Genomic DNA, 24,533 nt, shown 5'->3' on the forward strand with positions numbered 1-24,533 from the left:
GACTCTCCTTCGTCGTCGGTGTCGAGGGGCGAGGGCCCAGGTCAGGGCGTGGACGACCCCTCGGGCGTGCCCACTGGACGAGCGTATCGGTGGCTGCTCGCGGGGTGCAACGCCTTCACGACGACACGCGGGGACTGCTGGACCTCGATGCGTGCGCCCGCCTGGCGCGTCGACTCCTCGACGCCACCGGGGATGGCGAGGGCCGAGGCGAGCGTGCGGCCGTCCCCGATCGCCACGACGGTCAGCGGCAGGGTGAGGGGCCGGCCGTCGACGAGGATGCGGCCGTCGGAGTCGACGAAGCTGCTCGAGGCGACCACCCGCACGTCGTCGATCTGGATGGCCTCGGCGCCCGCGTCGCGCAGCTCCTGCACGAGGTCGAGGATCGAGGCCGCGGTGAGGGAGTCGGACCCGCCGGTGAGGGTGATCCGCACCCCGGGCCCCTCGGCGGGGACGGTGCCGGCGAGGATGCCGAGGTCGGCGAGACGTTCACGCGCGCGGCGTTCGGCCTCGGCGCTGTCGGCGCCGTCGGCGAGGCGCGCCTGCTCGGCCTCGAGGTCCCGGGACTCCTGCGCGAGGCGGTCGGCTCGGGCGGTGACGCCGTCGAGGATGCCGACGAGCTCGGCCTCACGCAGGGAGTCCAGGCCCGTGTCGCGGGTCTGGTGGATCTGGGCCGAGAGCCCCAGGCCGAGGGCGAGGGTGAGTACCCCGGCCAGGACCGAGGCCCGGGTCGGTCGCAGCCGCAGCAGACCCCGTCGCGGGCGGTCCTCGCCGGGAGTCCCGCCGTGGCCCGCGATCGCCGATGTGGGTGTCGTCTCGGTGGGCGTCGTCTCGGTGGGCGTCGCGTCGGGGGCGCCGTCGGTGGGGGGCGTCGCAGGACTCATCGTCACGCCTTGAACAGGTGGCGTCGGATGGCGGCGACGTTGGAGAAGATCCGGATGCCGAGGACGACGATGACACCGGTCGACAGCTGCGCCCCGACCCCGAGCTGGTCGCCGAGGTAGACGATGAGCGCGGCGACGACGACGTTGGAGAGGAACGACACGACGAAGACCTTGTCGTCGAAGATCCCGTCGAGGCTCGCACGGAGGCCTCCGAAGACGGCATCCAGCGCGGCGACCACCGCGATGGGCAGGTAGGGCTGGAGCAGGGCGGGGACGCTCGGCTGGAACACGATGCCGAGGACGATGCCGACGACGAGGCCGATGAGCGGGATCATCCGTTCTCCTTCTCGGGGGTGGTCCCCGGTGACGGTGCCGAGGTCGCGCCGGGAGCGCCGCCGCCCCCGGGGAGCCTGGCGTACCGGAGCTGGGTGGTGTCGGCGGGCGGCAACGTCAGCGAGCTCGGCGCCCGGACGTCGGCGACGAGGGAGTACGCCGTGCGGAGTTCGTCGAGGTAGCGCCCGCCGGCGCCCCCGGTGAACCGCGCCTGTTCGGCTCGGCCCATGATCGCGTCGATGACGTAGGGCCGGGCGAGGGGCCGGAAGCCGACGAGGACGGCGTCGCCCGCGAAGCGGATCGCCGTGGTCGAGGTCAGCCGGTGCCCGTTGATCGCGACCCCCTCGGCGCCGGAGGCCCACAGTTCGTTGGTGACCTGCTGCAGGTCGCGGTAGACGATACGGCCGCCCTCCTCCGCGGCATCTCCGCGGGGCCCTCCCCCGCCGACGGGCCCGAGCCCGGGTGCGTCGTCGAGGGTGATGCGCAGGCCGGGGCCCTCGACCGCGGTCGCACCCGCGGCTGCGCGGACCTCCTCCAACCGTGTCCCCTGCGGACCGGACGCCACGGCGCCGGACTCGAGCGCCCGCAGCTGCGCCTCGAGAGCCGCGTTGTGGGTGGCCGCGGCGTCGGCCTCCTGCTGGCGTCGCTCGATGCGAGCGATGAGGTCGGCGCGATCGGTGCGTCCCTCCTCGGCGCGGGCGAACGCGAGGCCGGAGGTCGCGAAGAGAACCCCGGTGAGCACGGCCACCACACCGACGACGGGGGTGTTCCAGGGACGCCGCCTCGGCGCCTCCCCCCGGGCCTGTCGGGCCGCCGCCGCGGCGGCGTAGGAGGGGTCGAGGGGCCGTTCCATCGTCTCGGTGAGAAGCGACATCGACGCATCCGGCCGCCGGGGTGGCGCGGGCCTCGTCGGGGAGGGCGAGGCCCCCGCCCCCGCCCCGGATCCGGGCGTCGACGACGTCGCCGTCGTGGCGTCCGCCTTCTCCTCGTTCACGGACTCCGCCACGACCTCCTCACCCCCTCGCCTCTTCCGCACCATGTCCCCACCTTAGGAGTGAGGTCGGCGCGTCCTCGAGCGCCACCCGGGGCACGACGAAGGCCGCCTCCGACGAATCGGAGACGGCCTCTGCCTCGACCTCTCGGTCGGGACGACAGGATTTGAACCTGCGACCCCTTGACCCCCAGTCAAGTGCGCTACCAAGCTGCGCCACGTCCCGGAGCCCGTGCGGGCTTGTCGCTCACTGGCGTGAACGACACGTCACCTTAGCGCACCCCCCTCCCCGTTGCCCAATCAGCTCCCGGGCCGGGCGGGGAAGGGTCGGGCGAGGTCAGGAGCGCCGCCGCTTCTCCCGCACCCGGACGGAGATCTCGACCGGAGAGCCGGTGAACCCGAACACCTCTCGCAGGCGGCGCTCGATGAACCGGCGGTAGCCCGCCTCGAGGAAGCCGGAGGCGAAGAGGACGAACCGCGGGGGCCTCGTGCTCGCCTGCGTACCGAAGAGGATGCGCGGCTGCTTGCCACCGCGGACGGGGTGCGGGTGCGCCGCGACGATCTCGCCGAGGAACGCGTTGAGACGGGAGGTCGGAATGCGGGTGTCCCAACTGTCGAGCGAGGTCTCCAGGGCCGGCACGAGGCGGTCCATGTGACGACCCGTGCGCGCGGAGATGTTGACCCGCGGAGCCCAGGGGACCTGCACGAACTCCCGCTCGATCTCGCGCTCGAGGTAGTAGCGACGCTCCTCGTCGAGGGTGTCCCACTTGTTGTAGGCCATGACGAGGGCGCGACCGGAGTCGACGACCTGCTGCACGACGCGGACGTCCTGCTCGCTGATCGGCTCCCCCGCGTCGATGAGGACGACGCCCACCTCGGCCTTCTCGAGGGCCGTGCGGGTACGCAGGGAGGCGTAGAAGTCGGCCCCGCGCGTCTGGTGGACGCGACGTCGGATACCTGCGGTGTCCACGAAACGCCACTGCTTTCCCCCGAGTTCGACGAGTTCGTCGACCGGGTCGCGGGTCGTGCCGGCGACCTCGTCGACGACGACCCGGTCCTCCCCCGCGAGCTGGTTGAGCAGGCTCGACTTGCCGACGTTCGGGCGACCGACGAGGGCCACGCGACGTGGCCCCCCGCGGGCGTACGCACCGGCGACCGCCGACTTCTCCGGGAGGACGGCGAGCAGTGCGTCGAGCATGTCGCCACTGCCGCGGCCGTGGAGCGCCGAAACGGGGTGGGGCTCACCGAGGCCGAGAGACCACAGCATCGCCGCGTCGGACTCCGCCCGGGTGTCGTCGACCTTGTTGGCGACGAGCACGACGGGCTTGCCCGACCGGCGCAGGAGCCGCACCACGGCCTCGTCGTCGTCGGTCGCCCCGACGGTGGCGTCGACGACGAACATCACGGCGTCGGCGAGTTCGATGGCGACCTCGGCCTGTTCGGCGACGCGCAGGTGGATGCCGGAGGCGTCGATCTCCCACCCGCCGGTGTCGACGAGGGTGAACCGGCGGCCGGTCCATTCGGCGTCGTAGGCGACGCGGTCGCGGGTGACGCCGGGGACGTCCTCGACGACCGCCTCACGGCGTCCGAGGATGCGGTTGACGAGGGTCGACTTGCCGACGTTCGGGCGCCCGATGACGGCGACGACCGGTCGGTCCGAGGGGTCGTCGTCCTCGCTGTCGCGCGTGCGGCCCTCGAGCAGGGCCAGGTCGTCCTCGTCGAGGTCGAACTCGTCCAGCCCCGCCCGCAGCACCCGCTCGAGGGAACCGTCCCCGGCGCCGTCGCGGTGGGTGACGACGATCTCGACGTCGTGCTCGTCGTCGAACTCGTCATCGACGTCGTCCGCCGCCTCGACGTCCCCGTCCACGCCGACCACCTCGTCGTCGTCGGGCGCGCCGGCCGGGGTGCCGCGCACGGCGGTGGGCCGAGCGTCGGACCCGCCGGGCACGTCGGCGCGGGGGGTGTCGGGGTCGGGCAGCGGGTCGGTGTCGGTGCGGGGGTCTTCGCGGCGGGTCACGTCGTCGGACATTCGCTCATTCTCCCGTATCGGCGAGGGGCGCGTCGCGGCGGTCCACGCCGGAGGTCCGCGCGGCCTCGACGGCGGCGACGACCGCGGCGACGACGGCCTCGAAGTCAAGGTCGGAGGTGTCGAGAAGGCGCACGCCGTCGCTCGGTTCGAGGAAGGAGGTGACGGCGGAGTCGTCCCGGTCCCGGCGCACGACCTCGTCCCGGGTCGTCGCGATCGCCGCCTCGCCCGCATCGCCGTGGACCTCCTTGGCCCGTCGCGCGAGGCGGGCGTCCTCGCTCGCGGTGAGCAGGAGACGCACGTCGGCGTCCGGGGCGACGACGCTCGTGATGTCGCGCCCCTCGGCGACGATGCCCTGCGCGGCGCAACGGTCGATCCAGTCCCGCTGGGTCGCGATGAGCACCGCGCGTGTCGGCAGGTGCCTCGCGACGGCGGACACGGCGGCCGAGATGCGGGTGGTGCGGATCTCGGCGGTGACGTCGGTGTCGCCGACGCGCACGTGGGGGTCGGCGGGGTCGGTGCCCATGACGAGCGGGAAGTCGTGCGCGGCGGCGGTGACGGCCGCCTCGTCGTCGAGGTCGACGCCACGTGCGAGGCACCACCAGGTGAGCGCACGGTACATCGCGCCGGTGTCGAGATAGGCGAGGCCGAGGCGGGTGGCGACGGCGCGACTCACGCTCGACTTGCCCGAGCCGCTGGGCCCGTCGATGGCGACGACGACCGAACGGGGTGTGTTCACCGACGACCCCAGGGGGGACTCCCCCGTCGACGCCTCGCCGACCGAGGTCGGCCCCGTGAGCGGCGTGGTCGCCGAGCTCGCCGTCTCCGCAGCGGGCTCGTCGTCGGACGGCTGGGCTGGTGGGCCGGCGGCAGTTCCGGCGGCATCGATGGCGCTCACGTCGCGCAGCCTAGCGTCCGCCCGGTCCGGGGACCCGTGTGCGTGACCGTCCGCCCGGCCCCATCCCACTCGACCGCGGCCGCCCCTCCCGCCCCCGGGCCGGTCTCAGACCGGGTCCTCGCCAGACGATGGGTGGGGTGACCGCGAGGCGACCACTCGCGTTCCGGGTCCCCCCGCCGGGCGCTCGGGACCCGACGTGGCGCCCCCGGACCCCCCCTCCGATCGAGACCCCGTCTGCCAACGGGGTGTCCGACGACCCAAGGACTCCCATGCCCGACCCCACGGCCCCCACCACGCCGGCCCCCGCCACTCCGACCCCCGCCGCCGCCTGGCGGCTCCTCGCCTCGGGCAATGCACGCTTCGTCGACGGGACACCCCGACACCCGCACGCGAGTCACTGGCGCCGCCAGGACCTCACCGCGGGGCAGCACCCCTTCGCGGCCGTGCTCTCGTGCGCCGACTCCCGGGTCTCACCCGAGCTCGTGTTCGATCGCGGCCTCGGGGATCTGTTCGTCGTGCGCACCGCCGGGCATGTCGTCGACGACGTCGCCCTGGGGTCGCTCGAGTACGGCGTCCTCCACGTGGGCACCCCCCTGCTCGCCGTCCTCGGGCACGAGGACTGTGGATGTGTCGCCGCGACGATCGCCGCCGCGGAGAGCGGGATCAGGCCCGGCGGTCACGTCGGCACTCTCGTCGACGCCGTGATGCCGGGGGTTCAGGCCGCGCGCGACACGGGGACGATCTGCCTCGGGGAGATCATGGAGGAGCACGTGCGCCGCACCATGCGGGGTCTGCTCGACCGCTCCCCCGCCCTCGCCGACGCCGTCCATGACGGCCGGGTCGCCCTCGTCGGTCTCACCTATCGCCTCACCGACGGCGCCGTCCGGTTGCTCGATTGGGTCGGCGACCTCACCCCCGGCACCGACCTCGAGGGTGGCGGCCGGCAGGACGCTGCGCGGGCCGAGCGGCGCCGCGAAGCCCTCGCCGCTCAGGAGATGGCCGCGAACGACGCCGTCGTCGCAGCCACGCGGGACCCCCTCACCCCACCCCTCCCCACCCAGGCCGGATGACTCGGCCAGGGGGGCGGGGGTGCGGGTCGGGCGAACTCACTCCGTGACGTTCCAGCCGCGGGCGAGCAGTCCGGCGCGCAGGGGGTCGGCGTCGGCGGGGGCGACGAGGAGGTGGGCGACACCCACGGGGCGTCCGAGGGCGTGCTCGATCCGCACGTCCTCGATGTTGACGCCCTCGGCGCCGACGTCGGCGAACACCCGTCCCAGCATCCCGGGCGTGTCCGGGATGAGGACGGTGACGGTCGTGAACAGCGAGGGCGCGGCGCCGTGCTTGCCGGGGATGCGGGCATGACCGGCGTTGCCGTCCGCCAACATCGCCGCGAGGGTCGAGCGTGCTCCCGGAGCGTCGGCGTCGGGGTCGTCGCGCAGGACGTCGAGCGCCTCGACGACATCACCGAGCGCGACGAGGACGTCCCGTAGCACCGAGGAGACGGCACCGGCGTTGCCGACGAGGATCTGGGTCCACAGCGCGGGGTCGCTCGCCGCGATCCGGGTGACGTCCCGCACGCCCTGCCCCGAGAGCCCCACGGCCTCGGTGGGCAGATCCCGCAGCCGGGCCGCCACGAGGCTCGCCGCCACCTGGGGCACGTGGGACACGGCCGCGACGGCGGCATCGTGCTCCTCCGCCGGCATCCGGACCGGGGCGCCCCCGGTGGCGAGCGCGAGCGCGGTCACCGTCTCCACGGCGTTCACGGCACTGTCCTCGTGGGGCACGACGACCCAGGGGCGACCCTCGAACAGGTCCGGTCGCCCCGAGATCGCCCCGCTGCGCTCGCGCCCGGCCATGGGATGGGAGCCGACGTAGCGGGAGACGTCCGCCCCGCCGGCGACGAGCTCGGCGAGGATCGCGGCCTTCACCGAGGCGACGTCGGTGACGACGGCGGTCGGGTGCGCGGCCAGCTCCGCGGCGACGACGGAGCCGACGACGTCCGGCGGCGCCGCGGCGACGACGACCGCGGGCTCCGGGTCGGCGTCGGTGGCGAGCTCACCCGCCCCGAGGTCGCGGGCGAGGGCGCAGGCCGTCGGCGACGGATCGGCGAGCGTCACCCGCACGCCCCGGGCTCGCAGGGCGAGACCCACGCTGGTGCCGATGAGTCCCGTCCCGACGATCCGCACGGGGCTCAGGGCACCCACTCCGTCGCCGTCGCGCGGCCCGGGGCCGACGACCGGTCCGTTGCCGGCAGCCGACCCCGTTCCGGCGCCGCCGGCGTCGCTGTCGTCCCTGGATCCGTTCACAGCCCGGCGGCCTTGTAGAGCGCGGCGACCTCTCGGGAGTTGAGGGGCCGAAGTTTGCCGGGCTTGAGGTCGCCGAGGACCACGGGGCCGACCTGCACCCGGGTGAGGGTCTCGACCGGGTGACCGACCTCCTCGAGCAGCCGACGCACGATGTGCTTGCGGCCCTCGTGGACGACGACCTCGACGATCGCACGGCCGGGGGCGGAGTCGACGAGACGGAACGAGTCGACCGCCACGGGTCCGTCCTCGAGCTGGACCCCCTCACGGAGGATGCGGCCGACGTCGCGGTTCACCGGACCGGGCACCGTCGCGACGTAGGTCTTCGCGACCCCGTACGAGGGGTGCTGCAGCCGGTTGGCGAGTTCACCGTCGTTGGTGAGGAGGAGGAGCCCGTCGGTGTCCGCGTCGAGTCGCCCGACGTGGAACAGTCGGTCGGTGCGCTGCTCGAGCAGGTCCCCGAGGCTCGGACGCCCGAGGTCGTCGTGCATCGTCGAGACGACCCCCAGCGGCTTGTTGAGGGCGAAGTACCTTCTGTCCGCGTCGAGTTGGATCCGCTCCCCGTCGACGTGGACGGTCTGCGTCGCCGGATCGATCCGCACGCCGAGTTCCGTGACGACCTGTCCGTCGACCTCGACGCGACCTTGGCCGATGATGATCTCGCAGGCGCGACGCGACCCCACCCCGGCCGCGGCGAGGAGCTTCTGCAACCGCACCCCGTTCGGGTCGTGGACGTCGACCTTCGGCGAGGACCCCCCACCGCCCGTACTCCCACCACGGCCGCGACCCTTGGGTGGGCGCATGCCGAACCCGCGGTCCGGTCCACCCGGCACCTGACCCGCCGACGGCGACCAACGACCACCCCGGTTCCCGCCCGAGGCCGCGCCGCCGGATCCCCCGCGTCGCGCGCCGGCGCCGCTCCTGCCCGATCCGCTGGGACCGCTGCCCGTCGGGCCACCGGCCCCACCGCGACGCCCGTCCCGACCGCCGCCGCGACCGCCATCGCCACCGCGACCGCCGCCGTCTCGACCGCCACCCGCGCGTCCCCGACCTCCGTCGGTCATATGCCGCCCCTTTCGGCGATCTCGTCCACCTCGTGCCCCTCGGGCAGGTACGGCGCGAGCGGAGGGAGTTCCGCGAGCGACCCGAGCCCGAGACGGGTGAGGAAGTATTCCGTCGTGCCGTACAGCACCGCACCGTGTTCGGTGTCGGTACCGACCTCGTCGATGAGCCCCCGCGTCATGAGGGTGCGCACCACGCCGTCGACGCCCACGCCCCGCACCGCGGCGATCCGCGCGCGGGAGACCGGTTGACGGTACGCGATGACGGCGAGGGTCTCCAACGCCGCCTTGGACAGTGTCGCCCGTCGGCCCTCGAGGACGAAACGCTCGACCACCGGGGCGTACTCCGCCCGGGAGTAGATGCGCCACCCCGCCTCGGTGCGGCGGAGGCTGAACCCTCGTCCGTCCCGGTCGTACTCGTCGGCCAGGTCGTGGAGGTGGGCCCACGCGACGGTCGGTTCGATCCCGAGCACGGCGCCCAACGCCTCGGGGGTCACCGGCTCCTCGACGACCATGAGCACGGCCTCGATCGCCGACCGAGCCCCCCCGGGCATCGCCTCGAGGTCGATCTCCTCGGGCTCGGACCTCGACGGCTCCGCCTCATCGGTGGCGGCCGTGGTCGCGTCGGCGGCGTCGATCGCGTCGGTGGCGGCCATCGCGTCGGTCGCGGTGGGGTCGCTCATGCGTCCTCCGTCGTGGCAGGGAGTCGGGGTGTGGCGGGCGGGTCCGTCGGCGCGGGGACGTCGTGGTCGTCGAAGTCGGACCCGGCGTCGAGCTCGCCGGTGTCGGTGCCGATCCATTCGACGGTGAGCTCGCCGAGGGCCTCGGGCTGGTCGAAGACGACGGCGGCCTCGCGGAACAGGTCGAGCAGCGCGAGGAACCGGGCGACGACGACGAGCGTGGCGTCGGCGTCGGCGACGAGCTCGCGGAACGTCGCCCGTCGCCGACGCCGCAGGACGTCGACGACGAACCGCGTCTGTTCGCGCACGCTCACGAGCGGCTGGTGCAGGTGGGCGACGCCGACCTGCGGTGGGGTGCGGGTGAGCACCTCGGCGGCGATCATCGCGAGTTGCTCGGGCGTCGCCGTGATGACCGGTTCGGGCAGCAGGGCGGCGAAACGCGGCTCCATCTCCGCCTGCCGGGCGACGATGCGCCCCGGCCCGGCCATCCGCTCCTCGGCCCACCCGGCGACGTCCTTGAACGCCCGGTACTGCAGGAGCCGGGCGAACAGCAGATCGCGGGCCTCGATGAGCTCGAGGTCCTCCTCCTCGGGGTCGAGAGAGGGCAGGAGCCGGGCGGCCTTGAGGTCGAGCAGCGTCGCGGCGACGAGGAGGAACTCGCTCGCCTGCGAGAGGTCCCAGTCGACGTCGGCGGCCTGCTGGGCGCGGATGTGGGCGATGAACTCGTCGGTGACCTGCGCGAGGGCGATCTCGGTGAGGTCGAGCCGATGCTTGCCGATGAGCCCGAGGAGCAACTCGAAGGGCCCGGAGAACACGTCGAGGTGCACCTCGAACGGCTGCGGCGCGGCGCGGCGGGTGAGCACACCCCCCGGCGTGGCCGGTCCCGGCCCGGCGGGGGCGAGGTCGCTCTCCCCCGCCGCGACCTCAGGCGGCGCCGCCACGGGCGATGAGCTCCCGGGCCAGTTGGCGGTAGGACTCGGCGGCGGGGTGACCGGGGGCGTAGCTCGTGATGGGCTCGGCGGCGAGCGTGGCGTCGGGGAACTTGACGGTGCGGCTGATGACCGTGTGGAACACCCGGTCCTGGAAGTGGTCGACGACGCTCGCGACGACCTCGCGGCTGTGCAGGGTGCGGCCGTCGTACATCGTCGCGAGGATGCCGTCGACCTCGAGGCGCGGGTTGAGCCGGTCGCACACCTTCTCGATGGTCTCGACGAGCAGGGCGACGCCACGCATCGCGAAGTACTCGCACTCGAGCGGGATGATGACGCCGTGCGCGGCGGTGAGCGCGTTGACGGTGAGCAGCCCGAGGGAGGGCTGGCAGTCGATGAGGATGACGTCGTAGTCGTCCATCACCGGCCGCAGGACGCGGGAGAGCACCATCTCGCGGGCCACCTCGCCGACAAGCTGCACCTCGGCGGCCGCCAGGTCGATGTTCGCGGGGAGCAGGTCGAGGTCGGGGGTGCGCGTGTGCTGGATGACCTCACGCACGTCGTGACCCCGCTCGACGAGCAGGTTGTACACGGTGAGGTCGAGGTCGTTCGCCCGGATGCCGAGACCGACCGAGAGGGCGCCCTGAGGGTCGAAGTCGACGAGCAGCACCCGGCGGCCCAGTTCGGCGAGCGCGGCGCCGAGGTTGATGGTCGTCGTCGTCTTGCCGACGCCGCCCTTCTGGTTGCACATCGCGATGACGCGTGCCGGTCCATGCTCGGTGAGGACCGGCGGCACGGGGAACTCCGGCATCGGACGACCGGTGACGCCGATGTGACCGGAGGTCTCCGTCCCGGGCAGCCGCTCCTGCCCTCCCCCGCCGACACCCTCGCGGCTCGAGGTCTGTCGGCCGGAGTCCAGATCGTCGAAGGCGTCGAGCCGCGCCGACCCGTCGTGGTCGCCGTCGGCGCCGCTCTGCGGGCGCGTCTCCTCGCGGACGTCCTCACGCACGTCGCCGGCAGGCTGCGTCTCGAACGCGCTCATTCGTCCTCACTTCGGGTCGCGGACTTCGGCCGGCACCCGCGCACGGGCCGAGCGTGCACCGATACCGACCCGACCCTATCAGCGCCGATGACACGCCCGGGCCTCCCGTCGGCGCCTCGTCGACCGGACATCGCTGGGCGGCAACGGAACCCGTGGGCGTGGCGGCCTCGGTCACGCCGACGTCGCGCTCAGCGGGCCCGGGGGTGGGCGAGCGCGTAGGTCTCGCGGAGGTGGGCCGCGGTGACGAGGGTGTAGATCTGCGTCGTCGTCACGTCGGCGTGACCGAGGAGATCCTGGACGACACGGACGTCGGCCCCGCCGTCGAGCAGATGGGTCGCGAAGGAGTGCCGCAGGGTGTGGGGGCCGATGCGCCCGGCGAGATCGGCGCGCTCCGCCGCCGCCGCGACGACGCCCCACGCGCTCTGGCGCGAGAGCGCACCGCCCCGGGTGTTGAGGAACACCTCGTGCCCGCTCCCGCGCCCCCCACGCGTCGCGGACCGATGCGCGAGCAGGGCCGGACGACCGGCGGTGAGGTAGTCAGCGAGCGCGCGGGCGGCGTACCCCCCGAGGGGCACGAGGCGCTGCTTGTCCCCCTTGCCGGTGAGGCGCACGACGCGACCGACCTGCCCGATCCCGGGGTCGGACAGGTCGGGCAGGTCGTCGACGACGAGGCCGACGACCTCGCTGATGCGTGCGCCGGTCGCGTAGAGCGTCTCGACGAGGGCGGCGTCCCGCAACCCGATCGGGCCGGGTGTGGCGGCCGCCGCGGTGAGGAGACGCTCGACCTCGTCCCGCGTCACCGCCTTGGGAAGCCGACGCGGCGTCGCCGGCGGGGACACCTCGGCGGCCACGTCCTCCCCCACGGTCCCCTCGAGGAGGCAGAAGCGGTGGAGCCCCCGGACCGCCGCGAGGGTGCGGGCGGTCGAGGAGGCCGACAGCGCCGCCCGACCGTCGCCGCCCTCGCGCAGGGTCGCGACGAAATCCGTGACGTCGCCCTGACGGATCGCCGCGACATCGGCGACGTCCCGGGCGGCGAGGAACGCGTCGTAGCGGGCGAGATCCCGCGCGTAACCACGGAGGGTGTTCTCGGCGAGTCCCCGTTCGATACGCAGGTGAGCGAGCCAGGCGGCGATCTGGGCGGGGAGTGCCCGGTCCGCCACCCCGGTCGTGGGGACCCCGGCTGACGCCGACGTGCCCGTCGGCCCCGCGTTCACCGTGCGCGCACCTCGCCGTCGGGGCCGTGGACGGGGCGCAGCCCGATGCTGCGGAGTTCCAGTGCCGCGAGGGCCCGGACCACCTCGGAGTCGCCGCGACGCCATGCCTCGACGGGGTCGGGAGAGATCTCCGTGAGCCGCGGGAGCGGCCGATTGGCCAACGCGCGGAGCGCGAAGAGGTCGAGGTCGGCCTCGGAGTCGACGAGGGCGCGGGCCGCGGTGGCCCTCCGGGCGAACCGCACGCGCCCCACGACCCACGGGATCCCCAACCCCAGCGACGGACCGAGGACGGTGACGAGCGCGAGCGCGAGCGCGAGGCGCGCGACGGTGGTCTCGAACTGCGCCCCGGCCGCGCTCGCCTCGGCGACGACACCCGCCACCCTTCCGAACGCCCCCCGCAGCTGCTCCCCGGCGAACGGGATGTCGCCGACGGTCGTGCCGGCCTCGGTCATCGCCGCTCCGAAGTCGGTCGCCGTGCGCTGGAGCGCGCGCGCCGGCTCCGCGAGCTGAAGGACGAGCCCGTGGACGGTGCGCCCCGCCCACACCCACAACCCGCACCACACGAGCACCGCGAGGTCTCCGGTGATCTGGCGGGCGCGGCGGGCGGAGGTCTGGGCGTACATCACCGGTCCATCGTGACACCAGCCCCCCGGGTCGCCGCGCGGCGGCGACGCGGAGGCGGTCTCGCCTCGCGGCGACGACGCCGGGAGCGACACCCCGCCGGCGACGAGCGGCGCCCTGGGATGCTGGGGCGATGACGATCGACCACCTCCCCGGTGAGCGGGCACGACACCTCGCCGCACAGCCCCTCGCCTACGCGCCGACCGGGATGATCGACGGCCCGACCCCACCGGGATTCACCCGGCTGCAGCGCTCGCGGGCCTCGACTCGCCACGACCTCGACGCGCTCGGCAGGGACCTGTTGAGCTGGCAGGTCCAGGCCCGGTCCGGGTTCGACGTCCGCGCGACCGACATCCCCCTACGGCTGGGGACGGACGTCGAGATGCGCCTCGGCCCCGGTCGCCTCGGCCTGCGGATCCCCTGTCGGGTGGTCGAGGTCGTCGAGGAGAGCGACCGGGTCGGGTTCACCTACGGCACCCTGCCGGGCCACCCGGAGGAGGGTGAGGAACGGTTCCTCCTCGAACGGGATGCGCAGGGGCAGGTCGTCATGACGGTCAGCGCGATCTCCCGACCGGCCCTTGCCGTCGCCCGCCTCGTCTCCCCCGTCGTCGGCCTGCTGCAGACGGCGATGGCCGACCGGTATCTGCGCGTCTTCGACCGCTGAGGCCGAGCGATCGCGCGAGGCCCCGCCGGGACGCGCCGACGGGTCTCAGACCGCGGTGACCGCGATGCGCAGGTCCTCGGCGGGCGGCGTCCAGGTGGCCGCATCGGCGTCGACCTGCTCCCCGCTGCGGATGTCCTTGACCTGGTCGAGCTCCGGAGCGCCGTCGTCGCGCGGGCTCCCGGGGAACCACACGAACGGGATGCCGCGCCGGTCGGCGAACTTGATCTGCTTGCCGAACTTCGCCGCGCTCGGCGCCACCTCGCACGCGATGCCACGCTCGCGGAGCGCGGCGGCGATGCGCATCGACCGGGGGCGTTCCTCCTCGTTCGCGAGGGCGACGAGGACGACCGACGGCGACATGCGCGTGGCGGTGAGGGTCGGCATGAGCTTGGCGAGCAGACGGGAGACCCCGATCGAGATCCCGACGCCGGGGTAGGTGTTCCGTCCGTCGCTCGCGAGGGCGTCGTAGCGCCCGCCGGAACAGATCGAGCCGTAGGACTCCTCACCGACCAGCTGGGTCTCGTACACCGTGCCCGTGTAGTAGTCGAGTCCGCGGGCCACCTTGAGGTCGGCGAGCAGGAGCCCGGGGGCGTGCTCGGCGGCGGCGTCCATCACCGCGCTCAACGCCTGCAGGCCCTCCTCGAGCACCTCGTGGGAGATCCCGAGCGCCCGGACCCGGTCGGCGAAGGAGGAGTCCGGCGCGTTGATCTCGGCGAGGGCGAGGCACAGCCCGGCCTGTTCCGCGTCGAGCCCGGCCTCGACGAGCATCTCCGTCACCGCCTGCGGGCCGACCTTGTCGAGCTTGTCGACGATGCGCAACACCGGGGCGACCTGCTCGGGTGCGAGACCGAGGCCGAGGTAGAAGCCTTCGGGGATCTTGCGGTTGTTGACCTGGATGCGGAACGGCCCGATCGGCAGCGCCGCGAACGCGTCGGCGATGACGAGCGGCAACTCGACCTCGTAGTGGAAGGGCAGCGTGCCCGCGTCGACGATGTCGATGTCGGCCTGGACGAACTCGCGGAAGCGCCCGTCCTGCGGCCGCTCCCCGCGCCACACCTTCTGGATCTGGTAGCGGCGGAAGGGGAACTGCAGCTTTCCGGAGTTCTCGAGGACGTACCTGGCGAACGGCACGGTGAGGTCGAAGTGGAGGCCGAGCGCGGTCTCCGCGTCCCGCTCGTCCGCGTCGGCCGCGAGCCGGGAGACGCCGTAGATCTCCTTGTCCGCGTCACCGCCCTTGCCGAGGAGTCGCTCGACCGGCTCGACCGCGCGGGTCTCGATGCCGACGAACCCGTGCCGCTCGAACGTCGTGCGGATGACGTCGAGGAAGTGGGCCTCGACGGCGCGCTGCTCGGGCAGCCACTCGGGGAACCCGGACATGGGCATGATCTTGTTCTGGCTCAACGTCGTTCCTGTCGTACGGGGGGTGCCGGTGGGACGCGGCACCCGCGGGCCACGCGTTCGCGAGGCCGGTGGATTCAGGCGAGGTGGGCGAGGAAGGGGTTCGTCGCGCGTTCGCGGCCGATCGTCGTCGCCGGGCCGTGGCCGGGGAGGACGAGGCTGTCGTCGGGCATCGACAGGACGACGTCACGCAGGCTGGCCTGCATCGCGGCGTCGTCGCCGCCGTAGAGGTCGGTGCGGCCGATCCCCCCGGAGAACAACACGTCGCCCGCGAGGATCGTGCGCGAGAGACCGGAGTCCTCCGGCATCGCGTCGGGCAGGTCCTCGACGGTGAACAGCGCCGACCCCTCGGTATGGCCGGGGGCATGGGCGATGGTGAGGTCGAGTCCCGCGAGGGACAGCGTGTCACCGTCGCCGTAGGTGACGACGTCGCCGGGTCGCGTCCACGCGATGTCGCCGTACTGCATCTCGAGCATCGCGCGGAACTCCGGGCCGAGCTGCTCCATCGGGTCGGTGAGCCGGTACTCGTCGTCGACGTGGATGTACGTCGGGACGTCGTAGGTCTCGGCGAGCTGCGGCACCGACGCCGCGTGATCGAGGTGACCGTGGGTGAGGAGCAGCGCCGAGGGCGTGAGGCGGTGGGTGCGCAGGGCCTCGTTCAGTCGACCGTCGATGCCGCCGCCCGGGTCGACGACGACACAGTCCTCACCCGGCGCGCGGGCGAGCAGGAAACAGTTCGTCGCGAGCATGTCGGCGGGGAATCCGATGAGGAACACGCCCCCAGCCTAGACGGCGAGCAGTCCACCCTGCGCACACCGACCGTCTCACGTGCCGGAAGGCGAGGACGCCGGCGCAGGTGCCACCACGACGGAACACCCTGCTCCGGGCCACCCGTCACGACTCACGACGCCCGAATCCGCTGGTCGGCCAGTATCGTGGTCGGGGACGGCTCCACCAACGAACCGCGCGGCGTCCCCTCGTCGTCGGTGTCCAGACGCGAAGGCCCCCGCTGTGTCCGATCACACTCCCCCCACCGACCCGACGACCGCCGAGATCGACCCGGCCGCCGAGGCCGCCGAGACCGCCGAGACCGCTGCTCCCGTCACCGAGGTCGACGTGGAACGTCTCTCCGGTGCACCGGATGCAGCCACCGAGGCGAAGGCGAGCACCCCGACCCAGGAATCGGAGGACGAGAACACCTCCGAGGCCGACGTCGAGAACGCCTCCGAGGCCACCCACGACGTGGCGCCCTCGGAGTCCGACTCCGTCTCCGAGACCGATGTCGAGAACGCCTGCGAGGCGACCCCGGAGGGCATCCCCTTCCGGCGTTCCCCGAACGACGCCGCCGATGCCGAGCCCTCGGTCTCGGAGACCGACGTCGAGAACGCCTCCGAGCGTGACCCGTCGCGCTCCGACTCCTTCGGCGCCGAGGCCGACTCCGGTGTGTCCGAGACCGATGTCGAGAACGCCTCCGCGGACCGCCCCTCCCGGGGGGACGAGGTGGCGGAGTCGACGCGCGAGACCGACGACGCCTCGCCGGCCGCGCCGACGCCCACACCCGCGCCCACACCCGCGGCGACGCCGGCCGCCGTGGCCCCTGCGCCGTCGGCCGTGGCCGCACCGGCAGCCCGCGGGGACGTCCCGACCCCCGTGGCTCCCGTGCACGCGCCCGTCACCACCGACCCCTCGGCGTTCGGTCGGGTCGCCGAGGACGGCACGGTGTTCGTGCGCATCGGTCAGGAGGAACGGGAGGTCGGCTCCTACCCCGGAGCCACCGCCGAGGAGGCCCTCGCCTACTTCGCCCGCAAGTTCGACGAGGTCGCGGCGCTGGCCGAGCTCCTCCACCAGCGGGTCACGCAGACCGACCTGTCGGCCAAGGAGGGCGCGGACGGCCTGAAGCGCCTGCGCGGAGCCGTCGGCGACCTGCGCGCGGTCGGGGATTTCCCCGCGCTCCACATCCGGATCGAGGACATCGCGACCGCCGTCGAGGTGCGTCGCCACACCGAGAACCAGGAACGGTCCGCCGCGCGCGAAGAGGCCCTCAGGACGCGCGAAGCCATCGTGTCCGAGGCCGAGACGCTCGCGGCCCAGGACGAGGCCAAGGTGCAGTGGAAGTCGAGCAGCACCCGCATGCGGGCTCTTCTCGACGAGTGGAAGTCGGCCCAGAAGAACGGCCCCAAGCTCGACCGCGAGACCGAGCAGGCCCTCTGGCACCGCCTCTCCAGCGCCCGCAACTCCTTCGACAAGATGCGTCGGGTGCACTTCGCCCAGTTGGGCTCGCAGCAGTCCGAGGCCAAGGCCCGCAAGGAGGAACTCGTCGCCCAGGCCGAGGCCCTCAAGGACAGCACCGACTGGGGTCACACCGCCGGTGCCTTCAAGCGGCTCATGGACAACTGGCGCCAGGCCGGTCGCGCGGCCCGCTCCGACGACGACGCCCTGTGGAAGCGCTTCAAGGCCGCGCAGGACCACTTCTTCAACGCCAAGGACGAGGTCACCGCGGCCGAGAACGTCGAGTTCGAGGCCAACCTCAAGGTCAAGGAGGCCCTGCTCGAGGAGGCCCAGAAGATCCTCCCGGTCAAGGACGTCGAGGCCGCCAAGGCCCGCCTGCGCCCGATCCAGGAGAAGTGGGACGCCGCGGGCAAGGTGCCGCGCTCGGCGATGAAGCGCATCGAGGACGGCATGCGCAGGGTCGAGCAGTCCGTGCGCGACGCCGAGCAGCACAAGTGGAAGCGCACCGACCCCGAGGTCGCGGCCCGCGCCCGCAGCATGGTCGACCAGCTCGAGGCGTCCGTGCAGACCCTGCGCGACGACCTCGCCACGGCCGAGAGCCGCGGGGATCAGCGCAAGATCGCCAAGGCTCGCGAGGCCCTCGAGGCCCGCGAGGCGTGGCTCGCCCAGGCCCGCGCGGGGCTCGAGGAGTTCGGCGACTGAGGCACGCGTCGATCGGGCCGACCACCGCAGGCCCGATATCCCACCCGAGGAACGACGGAGGCGGCACCCGGACATCACGATCCGGGTGCCGCCTCCGTCGTGTCGGCCGCGTGAGCGGCCGGACTACTGCGCCTGGCTGGGGTGCTTGACGCCGGAGACCCGGTAGACGTCGAAGACGCCGTCGATGCGTCGGACGGCCTTGATCACGTGGTCGAGGTGGCCGGGGTCGCCCATCTCGAAGGTGAACTTGGAGATCGCCAACCGGTCGCGCGAGGTGGTGACGGCCGCGGACAGGATGTTGACGTGGTGGTCGGAGAGCACCCGGGTGATGTCCGAGAGCAGCCGGCTGCGGTCGAGGGCCTCGACCTGCAACTGGACGAGGAACATGCTCGAGACCGAGGGGTCCCAGGAGACCTGGACGAGCCGCTCGGGGTGCGCGCGGAGCCCGTCGGCGTTGGTGCAGTTCGTACGGTGCACCGAGACGTACTGGCCACGGGTGGTGAAGCCCATGATCTCGTCGCCCGGGACGGGGGTGCAGCACTTGGCGAGCTTGGTCTCGACCCCGCTCATGCCCTGGACGACGACGCCGGTGTCGGCCTTGGGTCGCCGGCCGCGGCGTCCCGGCATCGTCACCTCGGCGAGGTCCTCCTCGGCACCCGCCTCGCCACCGGAGGCGGCGATGATCCTCTCGACGATCGACTGGGCGGAGACGTTCTTCTCCCCCACCGCGGCGAACAGCGCCTCGATGTCGCTGTAGCGCAGGTCCTCGGCGATGCCCTTGAGCACCTCGGCGCTCATGAGCCGCTGGAGCTGGAGGTTGTGCTTGCGGATCGTGCGCGCGATCTCCTCGCGGCCGTTCTCGATGGCCTCCTCGCGGCGTTCCTTCGTGAACCACTGCCGGATCTTGTTCCGCGCACGGGGGCTCTTGACGAACGTCAACCAGTCGCGAGAGGGGCCGGCACCGTCGACCTTGCTCGTGAGGATCTCGACGATGTCGCCGTTCTCGAGCTGGGACTCGAGCGGCACGAGCCGCCCGTTGACGCGCCCGCCGATGCAGTGGTGGCCGACCTCGGTGTGCACGGCGTAGGCGAAGTCGACGGGCGTCGACCCCAGCGGCAGCGCGATGACGGCGCCCTTGGGGGTGAACGCGAAGACCTCCTGGGCATTGATCTCGAAGCGGAGGGAGTCGAGGAACTCCCCCGGGTCCGCGGTCTCGCGCTGCCAGTCGACGAGCTGGCGCAGCCACGCCATGTCGTTGGGGTCGCCGTCGGCGATCTCGCCACCGGGGGCCACGGCCCCCTCGACCTCCTTGTACTTCCAGTGGGCGGCGACGCCGTACTCGGCGCGTCGGTGCATCGCGTGCGTGCGGATCTGGATCTCCACGGGCTTGCCGCCCGGTCCCACGACCGTCGTGTGCAACGACTGGTACATGTTGAACTTGGGCATCGCGATGTAGTCCTTGAACCGCCCGGGCATGGGCTTCCACCGCGCGTGCATCGAGCCCAACGCCGCGTAACAGTCTCGGACGGTGTCCACGAGCACCCGCACGGCCACGAGGTCGTAGATCTCCTCGAAGTCGCGGCCCCGGACGATCATCTTCTGATACACCGAGTAGTAGTGCTTGGGCCGCCCCGTCACGGTGGCGGTGATGCGCGCCGCCTTGAGGTCCTCCTCGACCTGCCGCTTGACCTGGCCGAGGTACTCCTCACGGGCCGGCGCGCGCTCGGCGACCATGCGCACGATCTCGTCGTAGACCTTGGGGTAGAGCGTCGCGAACGAGAGATCCTCGAGCTCCCACTTGATCGTGTTCATGCCGAGCCGGTGGGCGAGCGGTGCGTAGATCTCGAGCGTCTCGCGGGCCTTGCGGGCCGCCGAGGCCGCGGGGACGTACCGCCACGTGCGGGCGTTGTGCAGCCGGTCGGCGAGCTTGATGACGAGGACCCGGATGTCACGGGACATCGCGATGACCATCTTGCGCACGGTCTCGGCCTGCGCCGCCTCGCCGTACTTGACCTTGTCGAGCTTCGTGACCCCGTCGACGAGCATGGCGATCTCGTCACCGAAGTCGGCGCGCAGCTCGGTCAATCCGTACCCGGTGTCCTCGACGGTGTCGTGGAGCATCGCCGCCGCGAGCGTCGTCGGCGGCATCCCGATCTCGGCGAGGATCGTCGTCACCGCGAGCGGGTGGGTGATGTAGGGGTCGCCGTTGCGCCGCGTCTGGCCCTCGTGCCACTTCTCCGCGACCTCGTAGGCGCGCTCGATGATCGAGACGTCGGCCTTGGGGTGGGTCGCGCGCACCGCGCGCAGCAGCGGTTCGAGCTCGGGGTGGGTGAGGTGACGGGAGCCCAGTCGCGCCAGGCGGGCGCGCATGCTCGCGCCGACCCCCGTCGACGCCGAGCCCGAGGATCCCCCGTTGGGGGGTACGGGCGTGAGGGGCTGTCGACCGGTGGGCGCGTTCGACTGTCCCGTCGTACTCATGTCGGAAGTGTAGGGGGTCAGACCACGAGGACCGACGTCAGTGGTCGTGATCCGAGCGCGGCGCGCCCTCCGAGGGCGGCGACCTCGATGACGACCTCGATGCCCACGACCTCGCCACCGAGTTCCTCGACGAGGTCGCAGGCGGCGGCGACCGTGCCACCGGTGGCGATGACGTCGTCCATGACGAGCACCCGGGAGCCGGCGGGGAACGCATCGTCGTGGATCTCGATCGTCGCGGTGCCGTACTCGAGGGAGTACTCGGCCGCCCTCGTCTCGCCGGGCAGCTTGCCCTGCTTGCGCACGGGCACGAACCCGACGCCGAGGGCGTAGGCGGTGGCCGCGCCGATCATGAAACCACGCGCCTCGATGCCGACGACGACGTCGACGCGCCCGGCGTAGCGGGCCACGGCGTCGTCGACGACGGCGCCGAAGGCACGGGCATCGCCGAGCAGGGGCGTGAAGTCCTTGAACAGCACCCCCGGCTCGGGGAAGTCCGGGATGTCACGGAGGCGGGAGGCGACGAGCGAGGCGAGCGAGTCGGTCACAGAGGGCACCCTACCGCCCACGCCGGAGGGGTCCGCCCGCCCGGACCTCGGGGAGGCCGGACGGCCGGGCGGGATCGCGGATCAGGCGGGTCGGATTCGTCGGGGCCGGCCCGCGGTCACTTCTCCCCCTGGGAGGAACGCCGACGACGGGCGTCGCGACGTCCCTCCTCGCGGGCGGCACGCTGCGCGTACGGGTGGATGGGGCGGCCGGTCGCCGTGATCCCGCCCGTGGTGCGGTCCTCGGGCTCGAGTCCCCGGTCGTCGGCGTCGAGCAGGCGGGGCCCCGCGTCGGACTCCGCCGCGCTCGACCGGGAGGTGGTCGGCGTGGCGTGCGTGGTCGCGGGCTCGGTCCCGGTGCCGCCCTCGTGGGGCGCCGCCGGCGTGAGGGCCCTCGCCGCTACCGCCGAGCCCTCGACGGGACGACCGGCGATCGCCGATTCGGTCTCGGCGACGGCCTCCTCGTAGGTCTCGCCGCTGCGGGCGCGGGCCTGCAGAACCCGCTCCTCGAGCAGCCGGATGCCCTTCTCGCGGTGACGCAGGTCCACGAGGATCGGCGGGGCGAGGAAGATCGAGCTGTAGGTCCCCACGGCGATGCCGATGAACAGGGCGAGGGACAGGTCGCGCAGCGTGCCCGGCCCGATCGTCACCCACGACATCGCGAGGATGATGCCGACCGGCAGCAGGGCGACCATCGAGGTGTTGATCGAGCGGACGATGGTCTGGTTGACCGCGAGGTCGACGGCCTCGGCGTACGTCATCGTGCGGAGTCGGAACGCCGTCGTCGTGTTCTCGCGGACCTTGTCGAAGACGACGACCGTGTCGTACATCGAGTACCCGAGGATCGTGAGGAACCCGATCGCCGAGGCCGGGGTCACCTCGAAGCCGGCGAGAGCGTAGATGCCGACGGTGAACAGGATGTCGTGGGCGAGGGCGATGAGCGCGGCGAGCGCCATCTTCCACGTGCGGAAGTACACCGCGAGGACGAGCGACACGAGGATGAGGAAGATGACGAGGGCCCGGATCGCGTCCTGGGTCACGGACTCACCCCACGACGGGCCGATGACCGAACTCGTCACGGAGTCGACCGGGACCCCGAACTCCTTGCCGAGGGCGTCCCGGACGTCGATCGCCCGGCGGTCGTCGAAGCGCTGGGTCTCGACGCGGATCGTGTCGGTGCCGACCCTCGTGACCTTGGACTGGTCGACGTGACCGACCTCGGAGACCACCGCGCCCGCCCGGCGCTCGTACCCCTCCATGTCGGTGACGCCCGGGACGCGGAAGTCGGAGCCCCCGGTGAACTCGATCCCGAGGTTGATGCCGCCTCTGAGGCCCAGTCCGAGGACCGTGAGGACGAGGAGGACGGCCGACAGCGTGTAGAAGATCTTGCGGCGCGCGATGAGGTGGATGGATCGGTGGCCCGTGTAGAGGTCGTTACCCCAGTGGCTGAACCGGCTCATGCCTGCTCCCCCTTCGACGTGGCGGCGGCCGAGACGCCGGGACCCCGGGACTCGGGACTGCTCGACGACGACTCGTCGTGGGCACGTCTGGCCCGGACGGCGCCCGCGCCCCCTTCGGCGGGCCGACCACCCCCCGGACGCCCGATCCGACCGCGGCCGAGATAGCGGCTCCGGTCGACCCCGAGGCTCTCGGGCGACAGGCCCGACCACCGGTGGCCGTCACCGAAGAACCGCGTCTTGGTGAGCAGGTGCAGGACCGGGTGGGTGAAGCAGAACGTGACGAGCAGGTCGATGACCGTCGTGAGCATGAGCATGAAGGCGAACCCGCGCACGTTGCTCGCCGCGAGCAGGTAGAGCACGAGGGCGGCGAGGAAGTTGACCGCGCCGGAGACGACGATCGTGCGGCGGGCGCGGGCCCAGCCGGTCTCGACGGCCGAGGGCACCGTGCGTCCCTCACGCACCTCGTCGCGGACGCGTTCGAAGTAGACGATGAAGGAGTCCGCCGTCGTGCCGATCGCGACGATCGCACCGGTGACCCCGGCCATCGTGAGGCGCAGGTTGTAGTGCCACCCGAGCAGCACGAGCATGAGGTAGGTGAAGATCGCGACCATCGCGAGCGACGCCGTGGTGACGAGGCCGAGCACGCGGTACTGGAGCGCGAAGTACACGACGACGAGGCCGAGCCCGATCATGCCGGCGATGAGGCCGAGGCGGAGCTGGTCCCCACCGACGGTCGGGCTGATCTGCTCGCTGCTCTGCACCGCGAACGACATCGGCAGGGCACCGAACTTGAGCTGGTTGGCGAGCATCTGCGCGGAGTCGGCGGTGAAGTTGCCGCTGATCGCCGCCCGGCCGTCCGGGATGACGCTCGAGAAGTACGGCGCGGAGACGACCCGGCCGTCGAGCACCGTCGCGAGCTGGTTGCGCGGCTGCTGCAGGCCGAGCATGTACTGGCTGACGACCCGGTAGAGGTCACGGGACTCGGGCTTCATCTCGAGGTTGACCTGGTAGCCGGGCATCGGCTGACCCTGCTGGTTGGTCATGTTGCCCGAGGAGGCGTCGGCGAGCTGGTCACCGCTGATGACCGCCGGACCGAGGAGGTACTTGGCCCCGCCGTCGAGGTCGCACGCGGCGATCGGCAGGTCCTGGTCCTCCTTGGTCGGGTCCGGCCGGTCCGTGCTCGCACAGTCGAGGGCCTGGATCTTCTCCATCGAGGAAGGGGCCTGCAGCCACGCCTCGTTGGTCGCGTAGGCGATGAGCTTCTCCGGGTCCGCCCGGTCGGCCGGGGTGATGCGGGTGAGGCCGGGGGCGACCTCCTCGAGCACCGGCTGGCGCAGGAGATCGGGCTTCGGAGTCGGGGACGGGGAGGGGGACGCCGCGGGCCGCGAACCGGCGCGCGCGTCCGCCGTCGCGGCGTCGGCCTTCAACGCCTCGGGCGCGACGGCGTTCGCCGTGCGCGTCGCCGTAGGCGTGGGCGTGGGCGTCGCCGTGGGACGAGCCTTCCCGCCAGGCGCGACGCTCTGCGTACCCGAGGGACTCGCCCCCGGCGTCGGCGCGCCCGTGGGAGCGCTCGTGCCGGTCGGCGCAGGGGTCGGCTCGGGCTGCGCGGGCAGCATCGCGAGGACGGGGCGGAATCGCATCTGGGAGGACTGCCGCAGCGACTCCTCCTGCTCCTTCGTCATCTCACCGGGGACGCTGACGACGACGTTGGAGCCGAGGGTCGCGACCTCGGCCTCGGCGACGCCCTGGGAGTCGACGCGGGCGCGCATGATGTCGACCGCCTGGGAGAGCTGCTGCTCGTTGACCTCGACACCCTCACCCACCTGGGGGGCGAGGATCATCTGCGTGCCTCCCTCCAGGTCGAGGCCGAGCTTGGGCGTCCACTGCCCGCCGCCCCACTGCACGGAGGAGAACACCCCGATGACGAGGGCGAGAAGGATCGCGCCCAACGCACCCAGGGTGCGCCAGGAGGATCGGTGGTTCGCGTTGGCCATGCTCAGTCCTGCTCGTCGAGGTCGAGGGAGGGGTGTCCCGGGGAGGTGAGGAGATGCGCGGGCGCCGAGCCGGCGTCGAGGCCGGGC

21 protein-coding genes and 1 tRNA gene are annotated in these 24,533 nt (G+C 72.7%); 3 read left to right on the forward strand and 19 right to left on the reverse strand.

The features are described 5' to 3' along the window. Positions 1-41: 41 nt before the first annotated feature. From RT054_RS03630 to cmk, 6 genes are all read right to left on the reverse strand, one after another. Positions 42-881, reverse strand: coding sequence for a DUF881 domain-containing protein (locus RT054_RS03630; protein WP_313022189.1), 840 nt, complete (start codon positions 879-881; stop codon positions 42-44). A gap of 2 nt (positions 882-883) precedes the next feature. Further along, positions 884-1,216 carry a small basic family protein gene (locus RT054_RS03635; RefSeq protein ID WP_312722763.1) on the reverse strand — a complete coding sequence of 111 codons (333 nt, stop codon included), beginning with the start codon at positions 1,214-1,216 and terminating at the stop codon, positions 884-886. After that, positions 1,213-2,088, reverse strand: coding sequence for a DUF881 domain-containing protein (locus RT054_RS03640; RefSeq protein ID WP_313022190.1), 876 nt, complete (start codon positions 2,086-2,088; stop codon positions 1,213-1,215). The genes RT054_RS03635 and RT054_RS03640 overlap by 4 nt, the downstream gene beginning before the upstream one ends. Positions 2,089-2,357: 269 nt before the next feature. Further along, positions 2,358-2,431 (reverse strand) — tRNA-Pro (locus RT054_RS03645). Between the two features lie 111 nt (positions 2,432-2,542). Beyond that, positions 2,543-4,234: a ribosome biogenesis GTPase Der gene (der, locus tag RT054_RS03650; protein WP_313022191.1), complete on the reverse strand. Its 1,692-nt coding sequence runs from the start codon at positions 4,232-4,234 to the stop codon at positions 2,543-2,545. A 4-nt stretch (positions 4,235-4,238) separates the two neighbouring features. Beyond that, positions 4,239-5,129: a (d)CMP kinase gene (gene cmk, locus RT054_RS03655; protein WP_313022192.1), complete on the reverse strand. Its 891-nt coding sequence runs from the start codon at positions 5,127-5,129 to the stop codon at positions 4,239-4,241. A gap of 269 nt (positions 5,130-5,398) precedes the next feature. Here cmk and RT054_RS03660 point away from each other — a divergent pair, with 269 nt between their 5' ends. Beyond that, positions 5,399-6,199, forward strand: a complete 801-nt coding sequence (locus tag RT054_RS03660; RefSeq protein ID WP_313022193.1) for a carbonic anhydrase — start codon at positions 5,399-5,401, stop codon at positions 6,197-6,199. 36 nt (positions 6,200-6,235) lie between these two features. Here the strand turns inward: RT054_RS03660 and RT054_RS03665 are convergent, their stop codons facing one another. The 7 genes from RT054_RS03665 to RT054_RS03695 all read right to left on the reverse strand — a co-directional run bounded on the left by RT054_RS03665 (position 6,236) and on the right by RT054_RS03695 (position 12,981). Then, positions 6,236-7,324 carry a prephenate dehydrogenase gene (locus RT054_RS03665; RefSeq protein WP_313022302.1) on the reverse strand — a complete coding sequence of 363 codons (1,089 nt, stop codon included), beginning with the start codon at positions 7,322-7,324 and terminating at the stop codon, positions 6,236-6,238. 107 nt (positions 7,325-7,431) lie between these two features. Next, the gene (locus RT054_RS03670; protein WP_312719589.1) at positions 7,432-8,235 is read right to left on the reverse strand and encodes a pseudouridine synthase; all 804 of its coding nucleotides are present in this window, start codon (positions 8,233-8,235) and stop codon (positions 7,432-7,434) included. Between the two features lie 257 nt (positions 8,236-8,492). After that, a complete protein-coding gene (gene scpB / locus RT054_RS03675; protein WP_396837192.1) occupies positions 8,493-9,176 on the reverse strand; it encodes an SMC-Scp complex subunit ScpB in 684 nt (227 codons plus the stop codon). Then, complete coding sequence (locus RT054_RS03680; protein ID WP_313022195.1) at positions 9,173-10,114, reverse strand: ScpA family protein; 942 nt, start codon at positions 10,112-10,114, stop codon at positions 9,173-9,175. The genes scpB and RT054_RS03680 overlap by 4 nt, the downstream gene beginning before the upstream one ends. Then, the gene (locus RT054_RS03685; RefSeq protein ID WP_396837201.1) at positions 10,098-10,913 is read right to left on the reverse strand and encodes a ParA family protein; all 816 of its coding nucleotides are present in this window, start codon (positions 10,911-10,913) and stop codon (positions 10,098-10,100) included. The genes RT054_RS03680 and RT054_RS03685 overlap by 17 nt, the downstream gene beginning before the upstream one ends. 419 nt (positions 10,914-11,332) lie before the next feature. Beyond that, a complete protein-coding gene (locus tag RT054_RS03690) occupies positions 11,333-12,358 on the reverse strand; it encodes a site-specific tyrosine recombinase XerD (protein WP_313022197.1) in 1,026 nt (341 codons plus the stop codon). Continuing rightward, positions 12,355-12,981, reverse strand: coding sequence for a hypothetical protein (locus RT054_RS03695; RefSeq protein WP_313022198.1), 627 nt, complete (start codon positions 12,979-12,981; stop codon positions 12,355-12,357). The genes RT054_RS03690 and RT054_RS03695 overlap by 4 nt, the downstream gene beginning before the upstream one ends. 131 nt (positions 12,982-13,112) lie before the next feature. Here RT054_RS03695 and RT054_RS03700 point away from each other — a divergent pair, with 131 nt between their 5' ends. After that, complete coding sequence (locus tag RT054_RS03700) at positions 13,113-13,643, forward strand: DUF1990 domain-containing protein (protein WP_313022199.1); 531 nt, start codon at positions 13,113-13,115, stop codon at positions 13,641-13,643. A 45-nt stretch (positions 13,644-13,688) separates the two neighbouring features. On the opposite strand, the gene hisS is transcribed toward RT054_RS03700, so the two are convergent. Continuing rightward, on the reverse strand, positions 13,689-15,026 hold the full coding sequence (gene hisS, locus RT054_RS03705; RefSeq protein WP_396837202.1) for a histidine--tRNA ligase: 1,338 nt from the start codon (positions 15,024-15,026) through the stop codon (positions 13,689-13,691). A 92-nt stretch (positions 15,027-15,118) separates the two neighbouring features. Further along, positions 15,119-15,817, reverse strand: coding sequence for an MBL fold metallo-hydrolase (locus RT054_RS03710; RefSeq protein ID WP_313022201.1), 699 nt, complete (start codon positions 15,815-15,817; stop codon positions 15,119-15,121). A gap of 235 nt (positions 15,818-16,052) precedes the next feature. Here RT054_RS03710 and RT054_RS03715 point away from each other — a divergent pair, with 235 nt between their 5' ends. Then, positions 16,053-17,972, forward strand: a complete 1,920-nt coding sequence (locus RT054_RS03715; protein ID WP_313022202.1) for a DUF349 domain-containing protein — start codon at positions 16,053-16,055, stop codon at positions 17,970-17,972. A 123-nt stretch (positions 17,973-18,095) separates the two neighbouring features. Here RT054_RS03715 and RT054_RS03720 read toward each other — a convergent pair whose 3' ends face one another. The 4 genes from RT054_RS03720 to secD form a co-directional block, all read right to left on the reverse strand. Beyond that, positions 18,096-20,450 carry a RelA/SpoT family protein gene (locus RT054_RS03720; protein WP_396837193.1) on the reverse strand — a complete coding sequence of 785 codons (2,355 nt, stop codon included), beginning with the start codon at positions 20,448-20,450 and terminating at the stop codon, positions 18,096-18,098. 17 nt (positions 20,451-20,467) lie between these two features. Next, positions 20,468-20,995: an adenine phosphoribosyltransferase gene (locus RT054_RS03725; RefSeq protein WP_312719601.1), complete on the reverse strand. Its 528-nt coding sequence runs from the start codon at positions 20,993-20,995 to the stop codon at positions 20,468-20,470. 116 nt (positions 20,996-21,111) lie between these two features. Further along, positions 21,112-22,452 carry a protein translocase subunit SecF gene (gene secF, locus RT054_RS03730; protein ID WP_313022203.1) on the reverse strand — a complete coding sequence of 447 codons (1,341 nt, stop codon included), beginning with the start codon at positions 22,450-22,452 and terminating at the stop codon, positions 21,112-21,114. Next, entirely contained in the window at positions 22,449-24,446 is a 1,998-nt protein-coding gene (secD, locus tag RT054_RS03735) for a protein translocase subunit SecD (RefSeq protein WP_313022204.1), read from the reverse strand. Before secD ends, secF begins: the two co-directional genes overlap by 4 nt. Positions 24,447-24,533: the final 87 nt, after the last annotated feature.

The organism is Mobilicoccus sp. (assembly GCF_032060985.1).
Classification (GTDB): domain Bacteria; phylum Actinomycetota; class Actinomycetes; order Actinomycetales; family Dermatophilaceae; genus Mobilicoccus.

What these genes read in the sequence shown, in the direction of transcription:
- RT054_RS03630 (WP_313022189.1), bottom strand. Translation starts at nt 881, where the DNA reads ATGAGTCCTGCGACGCCCCCCACCGACGGCGCCCCCGACGCGACGCCC.
- RT054_RS03635 (WP_312722763.1), bottom strand. Translation starts at nt 1,216, where the DNA reads ATGATCCCGCTCATCGGCCTCGTCGTCGGCATCGTCCTCGGCATCGTG.
- RT054_RS03640 (WP_313022190.1), bottom strand. Translation starts at nt 2,088, where the DNA reads ATGTCGCTTCTCACCGAGACGATGGAACGGCCCCTCGACCCCTCCTAC.
- der (WP_313022191.1), bottom strand. Translation starts at nt 4,234, where the DNA reads ATGTCCGACGACGTGACCCGCCGCGAAGACCCCCGCACCGACACCGAC.
- RT054_RS03660 (WP_313022193.1), top strand. Translation starts at nt 5,399, where the DNA reads ATGCCCGACCCCACGGCCCCCACCACGCCGGCCCCCGCCACTCCGACC.
- RT054_RS03670 (WP_312719589.1), bottom strand. Translation starts at nt 8,235, where the DNA reads ATGCGCCCACCCAAGGGTCGCGGCCGTGGTGGGAGTACGGGCGGTGGG.
- scpB (WP_396837192.1), bottom strand. Translation starts at nt 9,176, where the DNA reads ATGAGCGACCCCACCGCGACCGACGCGATGGCCGCCACCGACGCGATC.
- RT054_RS03685 (WP_396837201.1), bottom strand. Translation starts at nt 10,913, where the DNA reads ATGCCGGAGTTCCCCGTGCCGCCGGTCCTCACCGAGCATGGACCGGCA.
- RT054_RS03695 (WP_313022198.1), bottom strand. Translation starts at nt 12,981, where the DNA reads ATGTACGCCCAGACCTCCGCCCGCCGCGCCCGCCAGATCACCGGAGAC.
- RT054_RS03700 (WP_313022199.1), top strand. Translation starts at nt 13,113, where the DNA reads ATGACGATCGACCACCTCCCCGGTGAGCGGGCACGACACCTCGCCGCA.
- hisS (WP_396837202.1), bottom strand. Translation starts at nt 15,026, where the DNA reads ATGCCCATGTCCGGGTTCCCCGAGTGGCTGCCCGAGCAGCGCGCCGTC.
- RT054_RS03720 (WP_396837193.1), bottom strand. Translation starts at nt 20,450, where the DNA reads ATGAGTACGACGGGACAGTCGAACGCGCCCACCGGTCGACAGCCCCTC.
- secF (WP_313022203.1), bottom strand. Translation starts at nt 22,452, where the DNA reads ATGAGCCGGTTCAGCCACTGGGGTAACGACCTCTACACGGGCCACCGA.
- secD (WP_313022204.1), bottom strand. Translation starts at nt 24,446, where the DNA reads ATGGCCAACGCGAACCACCGATCCTCCTGGCGCACCCTGGGTGCGTTG.